Genomic DNA, 15,462 nt, shown 5'->3' with positions numbered 1-15,462 from the left:
GCACACTCGACGCCGGGAACGTGCGGACGCAACGCCGAGCGAAGACTCACTCCGGCAGCGGTTTGTGGGCGGTTTCCTTGAGTGCGAAAATGTAGACCAACAACGACACCACACAGAGCGCGGCCACATACCAACCAAAGTAGCCCGGCACGCCCCAGCTCTTCAGTAAAGTGCCCACGAAGGGTGCGGTACCACCGAACAGCGCCACGGTGAGCGAATACGGGAACCCAATTCCCGCGCTGCGGACGTGAGTGGGAATGATTTCGGCATTGACCGCTGCTGAAATCGCGGTGAATCCGCTAAGTACCAGCATGCCGAGCAGGGTAATCACCAAGGTTCCGGCGAACTCTGAGTGCGAGAACAGACTCAGCGCAGGCACAATGCCGAGCGCGAAAATTCCGGCGCAAGCAATCAGGAACGGCTTGCGACCCCAGCGGTCCGACAGGATACCGATCACCGGCTGAATCACCATGAAGAAGAAAAGTGCAATGGTGGAAATAATCAAGAACTGCCCAGAGTTTACCCCGCCGTTGGCCGGGACATAGGTGGCCAGGTAGGTGGTCCAGGTGTAGTAGAGAATCGTGCCAGCAATGGTGACACCAATGATCAGCAGCGAAGGTTTCGGATACTTCACCAGCGCGTCAAAGAGCTTGGGTCGCTCCGTAATGGCCTTCACCACGAGGGTTTCCTCAGTCCCACGACGTATCCACAGACCGACCAAGCTCAGCAGCGCTCCGACAATAAAGGGAATCCGCCAACCCCAGGCGCTCATATCCGCCGGACTCAAGATATTCACCAGCAGCGCCGCCAGGCCGGAGGCAAGTAGCTGCCCCAAGGTAGTCGAAACGTACTGGAAGGAGGAGTAAAAACCACGACGATTCGGCGGCGCGGATTCCACCAGGAAGACCGTATTAGCCGCAAACTCGCCGCCCACCGAAAGACCAGAAATCAGTCGCCCGAACACTAGAATAATTGGCGCCCAGACACCGACGGCTTCGAAAGTTGGGGTCAGCCCGACTATTAGCGAGCCCAGACCCATCGTGCTTATCGTCAGCACCAGGGTGTTTTTGCGGCCAATTCGATCGGCCAGATTGCCGACTAGCAAACCCCCGATGGGCCGCAATAGGAAGCTTGCCGCAAAGACCGCGAAAGCGGACAAGACGTCCGCGGTGGAATTTCCGGCATGGAAAATCTGTGGCGCGAAGACCGTCGCCAGGAAGCTGTAAACATACCAGTCGTACCATTCCACAGCGTTGCCGACGCCGGAAGCGACAATTTGCCGCAGATGCCTGGTGACTGGTTGAACTGTCGCGGTTTGGCTCATGGCCACATGCTACGCGCAGCGCGTCCCACCAGGCCGAAGATGACGTCAAAGTCGCCGCTCCCCGCACCGCAGCGTCGCCACTACGCGTCGAGTGTCGAGATCTGGGGCTTAAAGGCTCGAAATAAACCCCCAGATCTCGACACTCGGCAGGGGGTGCGGACGGTGAATGACGCGTAGGATCGAGCTGTGATGTCAGCCGTACGAGAAGATCAGCGAGGCCGTCGGGCCAAGCTCGCCCGGGCCCGCTTCCTGGTGATGCTATTGGCGGCTGCGATTGCTGGCTTGGTCACCGGGCTCCTCGATTCCTGGTTGCATGCCCCCGCCGTCGCCTGGGCAGCGGCGGCTGGCGTCTATAACCTGTGGGTATGGCTGGCCATTTCCCGGATGAATGCTGAGACCACCGCAGCCCACGCCACCGAAGAGGATCCGCGCCGCCCGACCGCGAATCTGCTCATTACCTTCTGTGCCTTAGCCAGTTTAGGCGCGGTCGCCGTGGTGGTGATTGACGCAAAGAACGCTGACGACGGCGGACGGCTAATCCTCGCAGCCCTGGCCTTGGGCACCACAGCACTTTCCTGGCTGATGGTGCACACGCTGTATACCCTGCGGTATGCCGAGATTTACTACACCAATACGCCCAAGCCCGGTGGTATTGACTTCAACCAGCCTGAGCTCCCGCAATACACCGACTTCGCCTATATGGCATTCAGCCTCGGTATGACCTACCAGGTCTCGGACACCAATATCAGCACCCGAGCAATGCGTTCGGCAGCGCTGCGCCATTCACTGCTGGCCTTTGTTTTCGGCACCGGAATTCTGGCCACCACCATTAACCTGGTGGTCAGCCTGGCCTCCTGAGCGAGGTGCTGCGGCTGGCTAAACAACTCTCCGTGGACAGCTCATGTTAGGCCTCAGGCCGCAGCCGACCGGGCGAAGCAAGCTTATCGACCAGTTGTCGCAGCGAAGAAGGCGCGGCCCAGCTGGCTGAGCCACAACGGATCCTGAACCCCTGACATCTCCCGAGCCGAATGCATCGACAGCAAGGGAACACCGACGTCAATGGTACGGATACCCAGCCGGGTAGCGGTCAGTGGACCTATAGTTGAACCACAAGGAATATCATTATTCGAAACAAATTCCTGGTATGGAATATTTTCTTGCCGAGCCAGTCTGGCAACTAAAGCGGCACCCTCGGCATCGGTGGCGTAGCGTTGATTCGCATTGATCTTCAGCAACGGACCAGCGTTGAGTTGCGGATGGTTGGCCGGATCGTGCCGGTCCGCATAGTTGGGGTGCACAGCGTGTCCAGCATCCGCAGAGAGACACCAAGAGGACGCCAGGGCACGATGCCAATCTTCAGAACCCGCTCCCAGGCTTGCCGAAATGCGCGCCAGGATATCTGCCAATATCGGCCCGCTGGCACCAGAGGTCGAGCCGCTGCCCACCTCCTCATGATCAAAGGCAGCCAGCACCGCGATCGGAGCTTCCGACTCCGAACCTGCATTCTCGGTCGTGTCAGCTAGCTCAATCAGCGCCTGCACGCCGGCATGCACCGAGCTCAGATTATCCAGCCGCCCCGAGGCGAAGAAGGCCTGATCAGCACCAAACACCTCGGGCTGTTGGGTGTCCGCCAAAACCACGTCATAGCCGGCTACCTGCGCTGCCTGCACCCCGGCCGACTCGGCAAGAACAGCTAGCAAATCGGCCTCGCTGGGATCTCCGAGCCCCCAAATCGGATTCATCTGATACTGGCGATCAAGCTTAAAACCTTCATTGACTGAACGATCCAGGTGTACGGCAAGTTGTGGAAACCGCAAAAGTGGCGTGGTCTGTGCTAACACCGTGCTGCCGTCCAGCAACACCAGCCGGCCCGCCAGGCATAGCTCGCGATCCAACCACGAATTCAGCAGCGGTCCACCGTAAACTTCTACACCCGCCTGCAACCAGCCGAAGCGTCCGGTGGTGGATTTCGGTTTCAGCTTAAAAGAGGGCGAATCGGTGTGCGCGCCAAAAATATTGAAGCCGGTCCGTGGCCCGGCCGTTGCCGGCAGTAGCCAAGCAAGCAGCGCCCCATGCCGGATCACAAAATAACTACCCGCTTCTTTCGGCCACTCCTGGCGTTCATCAAGCTGCTTGAAACCCGCCGCGCTGAGTCGGCGGGCGGCCTCGGCAGTGGCATGGAAACTAGACGGTGACGCAGAGACGAAGCGGCCTAGATCGCGGACATGGTCAAGCGCAGAGACTGTGGGCATGATTTGATTCAATCAGATTCCGCCAGCCTCGTCACACCCCAGCGAATGCCCTGACTCTTGCCGAAGCGAATGCCCTGACTCTTGCCGAACTCCTTCGATAGATATATCTTTCAGATATATCTATCGAAGAGGCATCATGACAGATCAGGCTCCCTTGACCCCCACCGCCTGGGCCATTATGGGATTTCTCTCGCTTGCCCCGCAGAGCGGTTACGACATTTTGCGGCAGGCAAAGGAATCGATAGCGGAATTCTGGGGCATCAGTCCCGGTCAGCTCTATCCGCAACTACAAGCCCTCTCGGCAAGGGGCTATATTCGCCCAATTGGTGAAGCACAAGGCCCGCACGCCAGGCAGCACTGGGAAATCACCGAGCAGGGCAGGGACGCCCTGCTCGACTGGTTAAAGGCCCCCAGTGCACCACTCCGGGTGCGCGATGAGCGGCTGGCCAAATTGTTTTTCGGCAGCCGCGCCGAGGACCCGGGAGTCCGAGACCAGGCCATCGCGGCACTACAGGAAGAGCGTCGCCGCCTGCTTGCGCATATTGACTCGGCTCTCGGCGTGTTGCTGCCTGATCAAGAACTTCCGCCACCCAGCGAGGCAGCTAAACTCGGCGCACCCGAGTTGGCTGTACGCTACGGTGCCCATGCGGCACGGACCGCCGAACATTGGGTACGGCGCGTGGTGGGCAGGAAGTTATAGCGATGGATCTGGTCTCGGTTATTTCATTGCCGCTCATCTTCTTATTTACCCTGCTCTTTGCGGTGATTGCCGCCTTTGTGGCACGGCGCATTTTAGGGGTACCGGTCGGCTGGCCACGCTCCATCGTGATCGGTCTATTGGTCAACTTCGGCGCCACGCCACTGATCACTGTCTTTCTTAGCGCTTCCGGACTGAACGATGCCGAATCACTCAGCCAGCCGCAGAATTTCGGTGGCGCGATGCTGATCGTTGGGCTATCTTTTGCCTGGGCCTTCGCCTTCGGGGTGGCGCTGCTCGTTGCCACTGAGGTGCTCTGGCCAACCGGCACAGTGCCCTCGCCTTTGGCCTTACTACGTGCTCGTCGAGCTTCTAAGGCCAGGCGACGTCGCTATTTCCAGGTAGCCGGTATTGCACTCAGAGCAGGCCTGCTGCGCCCGACCAGCATGAAAGCCATCCAGAGCGGAACCCCAGAGGCCGCTAGAACAGCCAAGGCACTGGCGAATACCCTCAATAAATCTGGAGTGACCTTCATCAAACTAGGCCAAATGATGTCAACCAGGGCGGATCTGCTGCCCGTCGAGTACATCACCGAGCTAGCCAAATTGCAGACCAAAGCCGAACCAGAGGAATGGCAAGCTCTCGAAGCACAGATTGACTCGGCCTTCGGGACGCCTTGGCGACAAGTACTTAACAGCATCTCCAGCAAACCGCTCGCCTCGGCCTCGGTTGCTCAGGTACATAGTGCCAAACTGCTCTCGGGCGAAGCTGTAGTGGTGAAGGTACAGCGGCCCGCAGCCTTGGCCCAGGTCAAAGTGGATCTGGATATTATTGAGCGATTTGCCCGACTGGTTGAGCGCAGCACTTCGTGGGGTCGTAGCATTGGCGTCGCTCGACTAGCGGCTGGCTTTGCGGCCTCATTACGTGAAGAGCTCGACTACCGCACCGAGTTAGACAATATGGTCGCCGTCGCAGCGGGCTCTTCCCGGATTCGCATTCCTCGGGCCTTTCCCGAGCTCTCTGGGCGTCAGGTCCTGGTGATGGAACAACTAGCCGGAATCCCGCTGGGTGACGCGGCAACTCAACTCGCCGGACTTCCGCAGCGCGAGCGACACCGGCTGGCCAGCACCCTGCTGAATGGGGTGCTGCAGCAGATCGTGGTCAACGGGATTTTCCACGCCGATCTGCACCCGGGAAACATCATTTTCCTGCCCGGAACGCTCGATTCTGCAGCCAGGGACAGCGACCCTGAGGCCCAGTTGGCGCTGCTCGACTTTGGTTCGGTGGGGCGTTTGGGTAAGGACACCAGATCCTCACTGGCGGCCTTTCTGGTCGCGGTGAAGGCGGAAGATAATATGGCCGCCGCGGATCGGCTGCTGGAAATGCTCGACGTACCAGAGAAACTCGATCGTCGTAGCTTTGAACGTGAAGTGGGCGTTCTGCTGACTTACTTGAACTCCTCAACCAGTTCGCTGGTGATGCGACTGTTCGCTCTAGTGCAAAAGCATGAACTAGGAATCCCGGCACAATTGGCTGCCGCGCTGCGTGCGATCGGGGCGCTGGAAGGCTCCATCCAACTCATCGAACCGGGTTTCAACGTGATCGCCGAAGCACAGGCACAGGCCTCAGCCCTCCTAGCAGAAATGTACTCGGCTGAATCAATTAAAAACCTGATCGCTTCCAATACGATCGGTCTCGTCAACAGTCTGCAGAGGCTACCTCGAAACCTCGCTAGCTTGAGCGAGAAAATCGAGAACGGCACCTTGCAGGTTCAGGTCAGGCAATTTTCGGAGCCCACGGACCGCGGGTTCCTGACCGGACTGGCTCATGAAGGCATTGTGGCGGCGATCTCCATCGCCGCAATTATCGGCAGCATCGTGCTGATTATCTCCGATACTGGCCCGCTGATTGCGCCACAACTGAGACTTTATTCATTCTTTGGTTACACGCTGGCGCTCGGCGGGTTTGTCTTCGGTCTCAGGGCCCTTATTCGGGCCTTCCGGGGTCGCTGAGACGGCGAGCCAAGTGCTTATTCGCTCCCCGGTACCACCACGCCGGACTCATAGGCCCAGACCACGACTTGAACTCGGTCACGCAGATCGAGTTTGGTCAGGATGCGCCGCACATGGGTCTTCACGGTAGCCTCCGAAAGGTAGAAGCGGTGAGCGATTTCGGCGTTCGACAACCCCTCGGCGAGCGCCCGAACCACCTCAACCTCACGGGAGGTCAACCCCATCTCGGAACCGTCGGAGACCGGGATAGCCGGGGTGGCCCGAACGAAGTTCTCAAGCAATCGTTGGGTGACCCGCGGCGCCACCACCGCCTCACCGCTGGACACCACGCGGACCGCGCCAACCAACTCGGCGGGAGCCACGTTTTTCAACAAAAAGGCACTGGCACCAGCTTGCAAGCCGGCGAAGGCATACTCATCCAAATCAAAAGTGGTCAAGATAATCACTCGCGCCGATGCCCCAGAAGCAACGATCTTGCGGGTGGCCTCGATGCCGTCCATTACTGGCATTCGGACGTCCATCAGCACCACATCGGGTTGCAGGCTGTCAACTAAGCGCACCGCCTCGGCACCGTCCACCGCCTCACCAACGATCTCAAAATCCGACTCACCCTCAAGGATCAGCCGAAAGCCCATTAACAGGAGCGGCTGATCATCAACCAGCAGGATTTTCATGAGTTCTCCCTTGCCACATTCACTTCGGTCTCCGGGCACGCCAGTCTAGCCTCAACCAGCCAGCCGCCGGAGCTTCGCGGACCGGCGGAGACCTCGCCGGCGTAGGCGGCGGCCCGCTCCCGCATGCCGATCAGGCCCTGGCCGCTGCCGCGCACAGCGCTCGCGCCTCTCGGCAGCCCGGCCCGACCGTCGTCGCTGACCAGGAGCTCGACGAACGGATGTAGATGTGAAATCTTCACCTCGACCCGGGAGACATGCTGTGCATAACGGAGAACGTTGGTCAGTGACTCTTGCACAATCCGGTAGACCGCGAGCTGAAATCCCGAGTCCACTGGCAGCGCGGGACCCGAAAAGGAAAACGATAACGGCATTCCAGCGGCCCGAAATCCGGCGAGTAGGCCCTCGATGTCGAAGTCTCTCGACAACGGCCGTCGCTCAACCTGCTCCACCGGCTCCTCACGTCGCAAGACGCCAAGCACGCGTTGCATATCGGCGAGCGCGCCACGACCGGTTTGCGAAAGTTTCTGCAAGGCTTCTTCAGCCCGCTCCGGTGATCTATTGAGCGCGACCTGAGCGCCGTCCGAAAGGGCAATCATCACCGAAAGCGAATGCGCCACCACATCGTGCATCTCGCGGGCAATTCGATTCCGCTCATTCGCCGAAGCCAGGCTGACATTTCTTCGCGCCCACTCCTGGACCTCCAAGTCATGCTTGCGATCCCGCCAAATCATCACCCCAATCCCGGTCGCGATGACATTTCCTAGGATCATGAAACCAACGGTGGAAATCCATAATGTCCACGGATAGATACCGTCAAACTGTGGCGGCAGCGTAATCCAGGAAAACGCCCAGAACATCAGCGCGCCAAGCGGCAGGCTTACCGCCGCGGTGGCAGAAAACCCGATCCGGGCACCTCGGGCCGCGGCCACCGCATAAAGCGCGAAGATCATCCCCCAGCCGCTGTTGTAAGGCTGATTCGGCGGGCTCAGCAGCACCAAGATTTCACAGGCACTGACCAGGATCAGTACCAGCAACGGCATCCTGCGCCGGAAAAACAAAAGCCCGGCCATCAGCAAACTAAAAATCAATGGCCAGAGATGGCCTTCGCTACTCGAAGAGACCGTATTAATAGCGGAAAACAGCAGAAAAATCAGCACCACGGTGAGGTCCATCAGCACCGGATGCTTGAAAAAGAAGCGCCGGACCGGGCCGCGGCGCTTAGTGCTGAATTCGGTGAGGTCGACGGCGGCCGTTCGCTCCGTCGCCGACCTCACCTGGTTTTTCGGGCTCATCCTCCGAGCTTAGACGTCCCGCTTCTTGAGCAGGAAGGCCGCTGGCACTAGCGCCACCAGTACCCAGCCGAGGTAGATCAATCCGGCCTGCCAGGCATCGAGCTTGCCGTCAACGTGCTCGGTGGCGCTGGCCATCCGTTCGCCAACCGAACTCGGGAAGTAATCCGGCAAATACTTCCAGAAATCACCCGGAATACTCGAGATGAAGCTACCGGCAATCGGTAGTACGAAGAAAATGCCGATCAGGATCACGATGGCGGCTGCGGAGTTCCTCAGCAAAACACCGAGCGCCAGGCCAATGACAACCGCACCAACAATGTAAAGCCCCATCAGGAAAATATGCGACAGGGTTCCTTTGCCATTGAGCGAGACGTCGAAACCATAAGCCTTGAAGATCGCCGCGTCCAGTAAGAAGGAGACGAAGAAGGCCGCCACCGAGAGCAGGTAGCCACAGACCGCAAGGATGATCGCCTTGGCCCAGAGCACCGGCAAGCGCTTCGGCACAGCCGAGAAGGTCGAGCGCACCATACCAGTGGAGTACTCAGAGGCGATGAACATCACCGCGAGTGCGCCAATCACTGGCACCCCGATATAGGCACCCACGGTCGCCACCGAACCGATAATGCTGTCCAAGTCGAGCATCGGCGGCGGGCCGGCCGGACCCGCCAGGTTTGGATTCTTCTGCAGCTCGCTCATTCCGAAAGCGTTGCCCCAGGCGCCGAAGGCGCTCAAGCCGATCATTGCCAAGAAACTGACCAGCAACAGGATCTTGGTGGAGACCAGCGACCAGAACTTGGTCAACTCACTCTGCACCACCCCGGCGAAACTCAAACCTCGAGTTCCAGCGGTTGAGCTGCGAGTCGGATTAATAGTCTGCGTTGTCATCTCAGTCACTTCCCCGGAGTTGCTACTGGACCGGCGGGCGGCAAGGTCGCGGTGCCACCGTCGATCTGCGAATGGTATTCAACCTCGTCTTTGGTGAGGTCAAAGTAGGCTTCCTCGAGAGAGGCCGAGAGCGGTGACAACTCATAGACGAGCACCTGGTTATCCAACGCGATCTGAGCGATCTGACGCGATTCCATCCCGGAGACCTCGAGGGTCTCGGCCTCGCTGGCGCTGATCGTTACCCCGTTGGCGGCCAGTAAGCGAGTCAGCTCAGTGGTTTGCGGCGTACGCACCCGCACCCGGTTGGCCCGGTTGCCGGCAATCAATTCGCTAATCGGCGCATCCGCGATGATCTTGCCGCGGCCGATCACAATGAGGTGGTCGGCGGTCTGTGCCATTTCGCTCATGAGATGTGAGGAGAGGAAGACCGTCTTACCTTCGCCAGCGAGGTAACGTACCAGATTACGAACCCACAGCACACCCTCCGGATCCAAGCCGTTGACCGGCTCGTCCAGGATAAGCGTCTGCGGGTCCCCCAAGAGCGCATTAGCGATACCCAATCGCTGCCCCATACCCAGTGAGAAACCGCCGGCTTTCTTCTTGGCCACCTGACCCAGGCCGGTCATTTCAATCACCTGATCGACGCGAGCCTTGGGGATACTGTGCGTGGCCGCCATTGCTCGCAGATGATTGTAGGCACTGCGCGAGGTGTGCACCGCCTTAGCATCGAGCAGCGCACCCACCTGATGCAGGGGGTTCTTGTGTTCCGCGTATTTCTTGCCGTTAACCGTCACGCTGCCATGATTAGGCCGGTCCAGGCCGACGATCATCCGCATCGTGGTGGACTTCCCGGCACCGTTCGGCCCTAGAAAGCCGGTCACCTTACCGGGCTGCACGGAAAAGGAGATCCCGTCCACGGCCGTCTTGGTGCCATAGTGCTTGGAGAGCTGGGTGGCTTCAATCATGAAAGCTCCTTAGGTCAGTTGTTCCATTTACCACAGTACGGATGACCAGCCCTCAAATCGCCCCGCTCAGGGATGAACTTGACTAAATCAACCGGTAATCCTTGAGGATGACCTAAGTGGCTCCGAGTTAGCTCATTCGATGTCTGCGGGCGGCGGTGCATAGACCGTGAGGGCTCCGGGCAGCACGCTGAACTCCGCCGAGTGCACCCCGTCGATCACTTCACCGTCAATGGCCAGCGCAAATGGTTCGCCAACTGATTCCAGCCTCAGCTTTTGCTCAGTTCCGATCGTGATCACCGGGGAAACCTCGGTACGTCCGGTCAGAATGGCGGCCAGCAGCCTGAGCCGGGAGAGCGCACTCCGCGCCGAAATATAGCGAATATCCAGCACGCCGTCATCCAGCACGGGTCGCTCCAATGGCGCGAAACCCCGCGGGTAGTAGCGACCACGGCCAAGGTAGATCAACCAGACCTTCGTCGCTTTACCATCGATTTTCAAGGTGCTGGGTTTCAGTACGGCAAAAGTTCTCAACCCAGCAATGATTGAGGCCAGGGGCTTACCCAAGGTTTGTTGCAAAGCTTCCCGGCGTTGCACCAACTCGGGATAGATCCCGACACTCGCAGTATTGAGCATTACCCGGGTCTCGGTGCCCTCGGCACGCTGCATGCTCACTTCGGCAATATCGGTGCGCAGCGCTGTGCCAGCTTGCACCGCCCGCTCAACGGTTTCAACATTGGCACTGTGTACATCCCGAGCAAAATGATTGAAAGTACCGCCGGGAAAAACCGCGAGTGGTAGCTCTTCGGCAAGGGCGCGCTGCGCCACCGCACCCACCGTGCCGTCGCCACCCCAAACCGCGAGCGCCTTAGCACCCGGTTTCTGCAAGGCCTGATCAATCACTTGTTCAAGTTCTTTATCCTCTTCGAGCTCGGCAATCTCAAGCTTGGGTAGCTCCCGCTTGAGCGCGGCGATCGAATCCTCGGTATATGAGCCGCTGCCCGGGTTGGCGACGAGCCTGAGTCCTTCGCCCTGTTCCAAGCTGGCGGCGGTGATCGGGCTAATCTTGGTCTCCGGCGTGACCTCGTGGGGCGGGAACCAGTTACGCACCACTAATCCGGCAGCCACCCCAATCGCCGAGCCAATCACCACATCGGAGGGCCAGTGCGCCCCGGTGTGCACGCGGGAATAGGCGACTCCGGCGGCCAGCGGCGCGAGTGCAAGTCCCATCGTCGGGCTGACCGTTGCTACTCCGGTGGCAAAGGCGAAGGCCGAGGCCGAGTGACCCGAGGGCAGGGAGGAACTAGTGGGTTGCGGGTTCACGAAGCGGAAAATTGGCAGCAACTCCGCAGCCGGCCGACGCCTCGGCAACAAGGTCTTGAACACCAGGTTGGTGGTCGCCGAGGCAATGCCCAAGGCCAGCAAGCCGCTCAGCGCTGCGCGACGCGGCTTGCCTGGCACCAGCGCAGCAGCGCCAGCAATCGCAAACCACAGTTTCCCCTTGGTTGCAGCCGCGGAGAGGCCACGCATCGTCTGGTCAATCGGTCCGGCTGGGATTTTGCTCACTGCCCGGACAATCCGACGATCGGCTCGGGCGAAGGGGCGTAGGACTTTGCGCATCGTTCCAGCCTAATCGAGGATGACTAGTGGTCTTCGCTGGGAGAATTCTTGAGGGGCCGAGCAGCCGGCACCACCAGAATGGATAGCAGGATCACCACACCAATCGCGAGCAGCGCAATCCGTAGGGTCAGATGATCACCGAGGAAGCCAATCACCGGCGGGCCGGCAATGAACGCCACGTAACCGACAGTAGAAACCACCGAGACCCTTTTGGCCGCGCGGGCCGGGTCATCAGCTGCCGCCGACATTCCGGTCGGGAAGCCCAGCGCGGCACCAGCACCCCAGAGCAGGGCACCGATAATGGCAATTCCAAGGTTTGGCGCAAAGACGAACACCAACAAGCCGAGCAAGGAACTGCCAAGACTGGCGTAGAGCACAGGAACCCGGCCCCAGCGATCAATCATTCTGCCTCCAATGAACCGCATCATGGTCATCGAAGCGATGAAGATAGCGAAAACCAGGGCACCCACGGCTTCACTGGTGCCCAAGCCGTCGACAGTGGCTTTCGCCATCCAGTCGTTGGCGGTGCCTTCGGTCAACGCCGCCCCGAGTACCACCAGTCCGATGAGCAAGGTGCGCGGCTCGAGCCACGGGTTCCTCGCCGGTGATTGAGTTTCTTTGACCACGGCTTCCCGATGGGCGAAATCAGGCAAAAAGTATCTGGTGCCAAGATAGATCGCGGTGATAGCCACCACTACCAAGCCAATCAGATGCCATTGCAGGGCGATGTTCAAACCGGAGAGCCCGGCACCTAAGAGCGCACCCAGGAACGCACCGCCCGAAAATGCAGCGTGAAACTTCGCCATTACACTGCGGTGAAGTTCGCGTTCAATCGCCGCACCTTCAACGTTCTGTGCGACATCCCATAAACCAATTCCGACACCGAAGAGGAAAAGGCCAATGACCGTTACCGGCACCGAACTGGTGGCCAAGGCGTAGGCCAGAATGAGCCCACCCACCGAGGAAATAGTGGCCCCGAGCCGCACCGTGTTGGCGGTACCAATGCGTGAAGCGACCGAACCGGCCAGCGGTAACGCAATCACCGAGCCGAGCGCCATAGTCAGCAATACCGCGCCCATCTGCCCGGTACTCAGGTCCAGGACGCGCGCTGCGGTGGGGATGCGCGCCGCCCAGCTCGCGAAGGCCAGTCCGTTGACGGCAAAGATCACCATAGTAGCGATCAAAGCGGGGCGCGGGTTGAGTTCTTGAGCAACACTCATAATGAAGTCACCTCCAGGTGGGCGAGCTTGGCTAGTTCCGATTCCTCGGCGCTGAGTCGATGGTCAGTGATGATTAAGTCAATGGCTTCGGCCGGGCTGACCACCACGGGGGACGGTCGATTCCATTTCTCCTGATGGCAGGCCACAATCACCCGTTGTGCTGAGGCTATTGCGGCCCGCTTGATCGCAGCATCTGCCAGATCATGACCCATGATGCCGGTTTTCAGATCGAAGGTGCAGGGCGTAATGATGGCCGTATCAAAACGCAGCGAGCGAATATTGGCTTCGGCCAACGGACCGCGTAAAGCGAGCTCCTGTTCAACCACAGTTCCGCCGGGCAAAATCACCTCGGCACGTCCTCCGGCTAATTCGCGGGCAGCGTGCAGGGAGTCGGGCATGACGGTGAGTGGTTGCTCCTTGAGCGCCACTGCGATCTGCGTCGCGGTGCTTCCACTGTCCAGAAAAACGAATTCCTGTGGGTTGAGCAGACCGGCCACCGCAAAGGCAATCCGGATCTTGGCTCGTTGGTTTTCCAGCGCACGCTGTTGGTAACCCGGCTCGGCACCGCCGACAATCAGCGATATCGCAGCGCCATGCACCCTTTTCAGCACCCCGCGCTGCTCGAGCAGATCAAGATCACGCCTTATGGTGGCCGTCGAGGTACCGCACAGTTCGGCAATTTCTTCTACCGTCGCCTGTTCCCGCCCGCGCAGTAGCTCGGTGATCCGGCGATGCCGTTCCTCTGCAGTCATCCTTAAACGATAACAGCGATGTTTATATAAACACATTCAATGCTCATATGAGCACAACTATTCTCGTTCGAAGATGTTGTCAGGCCTAGCGCTGCCGAACCACCCGGGTTTCATCCCACACCGGCTGATCCGACTCGTAAACCTTGCCATCCGAGCGAAAGACGAAGAACCTGTCAAAAGACCGCGCAAACCAGCGATCGTGAGTCACCGCGATCACGGTGCCTTCGAAGGCGTCGATACCCTTCTCCAAGGCCTCAGCCGAATGCAGATCGAGGTTGTCGGTCGGCTCATCGAGCAGCAGCAGGGTGGCACCAGAAAGCTCCAAGAGCAGAATCTGCAACCGCGCCTGTTGGCCCCCCGAAAGCGACTCAAAGAGCTGTTCCGACTGTTTGGCTAGGCCGTAACGGTCTAAGGCCCGGGCAGCTGGCTCTTGTGACATGCCGTCGCGATGCTCATCGCCACGATGCAGAATCTCTAGCAGAGTGCGGCCCTGCAAGTCCGGCCGAAGATGGGTTTGCGCAAAGAAACCAGGACGGATCCGGGCACCGAGCTTGACCTTGCCAGTGTGCGGCACCGCGTCGATCACCACTTCGGAGACCGGTAGGTGCTCGCGCTCGGGATCAGTACCACCCCCGGCCAAGAGCCGCAGGAAGTGCGACTTCCCCGAACCGTTGGAACCCAGTACCGCGACCCGGTCACCAAACCAGATTTCGGCGTCGAAGGGCTTCATCAAGCCGGTCAGTTCGAGCTTGGTTGCCACCACGGCACGCTTGCCGGTACGTCCGCCCGCCAGTCGCATATTCACGTTCTGCTCAATCGGCACCGCTTGCGGCGGGCCAGCCTCCTCAAACTTTCGCAGCCGAGTCTGCGCGGCCTGATAGCGCGAGGCCATGCTGTCGTTATAAGCAGCCTTGTTCTTATACATCAGCATCAGCTCGCGCAGTTTGGCATGGTCCTCATCCCAACGCTTGCGGAGCTCCTCAAAACGCAGGTTCCGGTCTTGCCGAGCCTGGTGATAACTGTTAAAGCCCGCACCGTGCGTCCAGGAAGTGGCCCCCAGTGCACCGGGTTCCAGGGTAATAATCCGATCAGCCGCATTGGCTAAGAGCTCGCGGTCGTGGCTGACGAAGAGCACCGACTTTGGCGAGGCATTGAGCATTCCTTCAAGCCAGCGCTTGCCGGGCACGTCGAGGTAGTTATCTGGCTCGTCGAGGAGCAGAATCTCGTCCGGACCGCGGAACAGCGCCTCCAGCACCAAACGCTTCTGCTCGCCGCCGCTGAGCGTCGAAGCGGCCCGGTACTGTGCCCGGTCATAAGGCATCCCCATTGCGGACATGGTCACTTCATCCCACACCGTCTCGATATCGTAGCCACCCGAGTCGCCCCAGTCGGCGAGCGCCTGGGCATAGTTGAGCTGGGTGGGTTCGTCATCGCGTTCCATCATGGCTAGCTCAGCGGCGTCCACCGCCTCACCAGCCGCACGAATCGCCGTTGGGGCCACGCTCAAAAGCAGGTCCCGTACCGTCGACTCGTCACGCACCTGGCCGATGAACTGGCGCATCACGCCAAGGCTGCCGCTCAGGGTGATCGCCCCGGCATCGGCTTTGAGGTCACCCGCCACGATCCGCAGCAGAGTGGTTTTGCCAGTACCGTTCGGTCCGATCAATGCGCTTTTCGCACCGTCACCGACCCGGAAACTGGCAGCATTGAGCAACTGCCTGCCATCGGAGAGGTAGTAGTCAATCTGGGCGACGTCAATATGGGCCACCGCA

Annotated in this window: 13 protein-coding genes; 3 read left to right on the top strand and 10 right to left on the bottom strand. The window is 59.6% G+C overall.

Annotated features, from left to right (window positions below; all coding sequences use genetic code 11):
- Positions 1-46 precede the first annotated feature (46 nt).
- On the bottom strand, positions 47-1,324 hold the full coding sequence (locus tag UM93_RS13695) for an MFS transporter (RefSeq protein WP_045076093.1): 1,278 nt from the start codon (positions 1,322-1,324) through the stop codon (positions 47-49).
- Positions 1,325-1,513: 189 nt separating this feature from the next.
- On the opposite strand from UM93_RS13695, the gene UM93_RS13690 reads away from it, so the two are divergent.
- The gene (locus UM93_RS13690; RefSeq protein ID WP_045076092.1) at positions 1,514-2,182 is read left to right on the top strand and encodes a DUF1345 domain-containing protein; all 669 of its coding nucleotides are present in this window, start codon (positions 1,514-1,516) and stop codon (positions 2,180-2,182) included.
- An 83-nt stretch (positions 2,183-2,265) separates the two neighbouring features.
- Here UM93_RS13690 and UM93_RS13685 read toward each other — a convergent pair whose 3' ends face one another.
- A complete protein-coding gene (locus tag UM93_RS13685) occupies positions 2,266-3,576 on the bottom strand; it encodes a M18 family aminopeptidase (protein WP_045076091.1) in 1,311 nt (436 codons plus the stop codon).
- A gap of 136 nt (positions 3,577-3,712) precedes the next feature.
- Here UM93_RS13685 and UM93_RS17250 point away from each other — a divergent pair, with 136 nt between their 5' ends.
- Both UM93_RS17250 and UM93_RS13675 read left to right on the top strand, forming a co-directional pair.
- Positions 3,713-4,276: a PadR family transcriptional regulator gene (locus tag UM93_RS17250; protein WP_052663805.1), complete on the top strand. Its 564-nt coding sequence runs from the start codon at positions 3,713-3,715 to the stop codon at positions 4,274-4,276.
- 2 nt (positions 4,277-4,278) lie between these two features.
- The gene (locus tag UM93_RS13675) at positions 4,279-6,285 is read left to right on the top strand and encodes an ABC1 kinase family protein (protein ID WP_045076089.1); all 2,007 of its coding nucleotides are present in this window, start codon (positions 4,279-4,281) and stop codon (positions 6,283-6,285) included.
- Positions 6,286-6,302: 17 nt separating this feature from the next.
- Here the strand turns inward: UM93_RS13675 and UM93_RS13670 are convergent, their stop codons facing one another.
- The 8 genes from UM93_RS13670 to UM93_RS13635 form a co-directional block, all read right to left on the bottom strand.
- Entirely contained in the window at positions 6,303-6,959 is a 657-nt protein-coding gene (locus tag UM93_RS13670) for a response regulator (protein ID WP_045076088.1), read from the bottom strand.
- Entirely contained in the window at positions 6,956-8,251 is a 1,296-nt protein-coding gene (locus UM93_RS13665) for a sensor histidine kinase (protein WP_045076086.1), read from the bottom strand. The genes UM93_RS13670 and UM93_RS13665 overlap by 4 nt, the downstream gene beginning before the upstream one ends.
- 9 nt (positions 8,252-8,260) lie before the next feature.
- Positions 8,261-9,136, bottom strand: a complete 876-nt coding sequence (locus UM93_RS13660) for an ABC-2 transporter permease (RefSeq protein WP_045077477.1) — start codon at positions 9,134-9,136, stop codon at positions 8,261-8,263.
- Between the two features lie 5 nt (positions 9,137-9,141).
- Positions 9,142-10,101, bottom strand: a complete 960-nt coding sequence (locus UM93_RS13655) for an ABC transporter ATP-binding protein (RefSeq protein ID WP_045076085.1) — start codon at positions 10,099-10,101, stop codon at positions 9,142-9,144.
- 132 nt (positions 10,102-10,233) lie between these two features.
- Positions 10,234-11,718 carry a bifunctional phosphatase PAP2/diacylglycerol kinase family protein gene (locus UM93_RS13650; protein ID WP_045076084.1) on the bottom strand — a complete coding sequence of 495 codons (1,485 nt, stop codon included), beginning with the start codon at positions 11,716-11,718 and terminating at the stop codon, positions 10,234-10,236.
- 23 nt (positions 11,719-11,741) lie between these two features.
- Complete coding sequence (locus UM93_RS13645; RefSeq protein ID WP_045076083.1) at positions 11,742-12,938, bottom strand: MFS transporter; 1,197 nt, start codon at positions 12,936-12,938, stop codon at positions 11,742-11,744.
- On the bottom strand, positions 12,935-13,690 hold the full coding sequence (locus UM93_RS13640) for a DeoR/GlpR family DNA-binding transcription regulator (protein WP_045076082.1): 756 nt from the start codon (positions 13,688-13,690) through the stop codon (positions 12,935-12,937). Before UM93_RS13640 ends, UM93_RS13645 begins: the two co-directional genes overlap by 4 nt.
- Positions 13,691-13,775: 85 nt before the next feature.
- Positions 13,776-15,458, bottom strand: coding sequence for an ABC-F family ATP-binding cassette domain-containing protein (locus tag UM93_RS13635; RefSeq protein WP_045077475.1), 1,683 nt, complete (start codon positions 15,456-15,458; stop codon positions 13,776-13,778).
- Positions 15,459-15,462 lie beyond the last annotated feature (4 nt).

The organism is Psychromicrobium lacuslunae (assembly GCF_000950575.1).
In the GTDB taxonomy this organism is placed as follows: Bacteria; Actinomycetota; Actinomycetes; order Actinomycetales; family Micrococcaceae; genus Renibacterium; species Renibacterium lacuslunae.
Note: the sequence above shows the minus strand (reverse complement) of the source record. Positions and strands in the feature narration are given on the sequence as shown.

Bases quoted from the DNA above. Each gene is read 5' to 3' on its own strand.
- UM93_RS13695 (WP_045076093.1), bottom strand. From the start codon at position 1,324: ATGAGCCAAACCGCGACAGTTCAACCAGTCACCAGGCATCTGCGGCAA.
- UM93_RS13690 (WP_045076092.1), top strand. From the start codon at position 1,514: ATGTCAGCCGTACGAGAAGATCAGCGAGGCCGTCGGGCCAAGCTCGCC.
- UM93_RS13685 (WP_045076091.1), bottom strand. From the start codon at position 3,576: ATGCCCACAGTCTCTGCGCTTGACCATGTCCGCGATCTAGGCCGCTTC.
- UM93_RS17250 (WP_052663805.1), top strand. From the start codon at position 3,713: ATGACAGATCAGGCTCCCTTGACCCCCACCGCCTGGGCCATTATGGGA.
- UM93_RS13675 (WP_045076089.1), top strand. From the start codon at position 4,279: ATGGATCTGGTCTCGGTTATTTCATTGCCGCTCATCTTCTTATTTACC.
- UM93_RS13670 (WP_045076088.1), bottom strand. From the start codon at position 6,959: ATGAAAATCCTGCTGGTTGATGATCAGCCGCTCCTGTTAATGGGCTTT.
- UM93_RS13665 (WP_045076086.1), bottom strand. From the start codon at position 8,251: ATGAGCCCGAAAAACCAGGTGAGGTCGGCGACGGAGCGAACGGCCGCC.
- UM93_RS13660 (WP_045077477.1), bottom strand. From the start codon at position 9,136: ATGACAACGCAGACTATTAATCCGACTCGCAGCTCAACCGCTGGAACT.
- UM93_RS13655 (WP_045076085.1), bottom strand. From the start codon at position 10,101: ATGATTGAAGCCACCCAGCTCTCCAAGCACTATGGCACCAAGACGGCC.
- UM93_RS13650 (WP_045076084.1), bottom strand. From the start codon at position 11,718: ATGCGCAAAGTCCTACGCCCCTTCGCCCGAGCCGATCGTCGGATTGTC.
- UM93_RS13645 (WP_045076083.1), bottom strand. From the start codon at position 12,938: ATGAGTGTTGCTCAAGAACTCAACCCGCGCCCCGCTTTGATCGCTACT.
- UM93_RS13640 (WP_045076082.1), bottom strand. From the start codon at position 13,690: ATGACTGCAGAGGAACGGCATCGCCGGATCACCGAGCTACTGCGCGGG.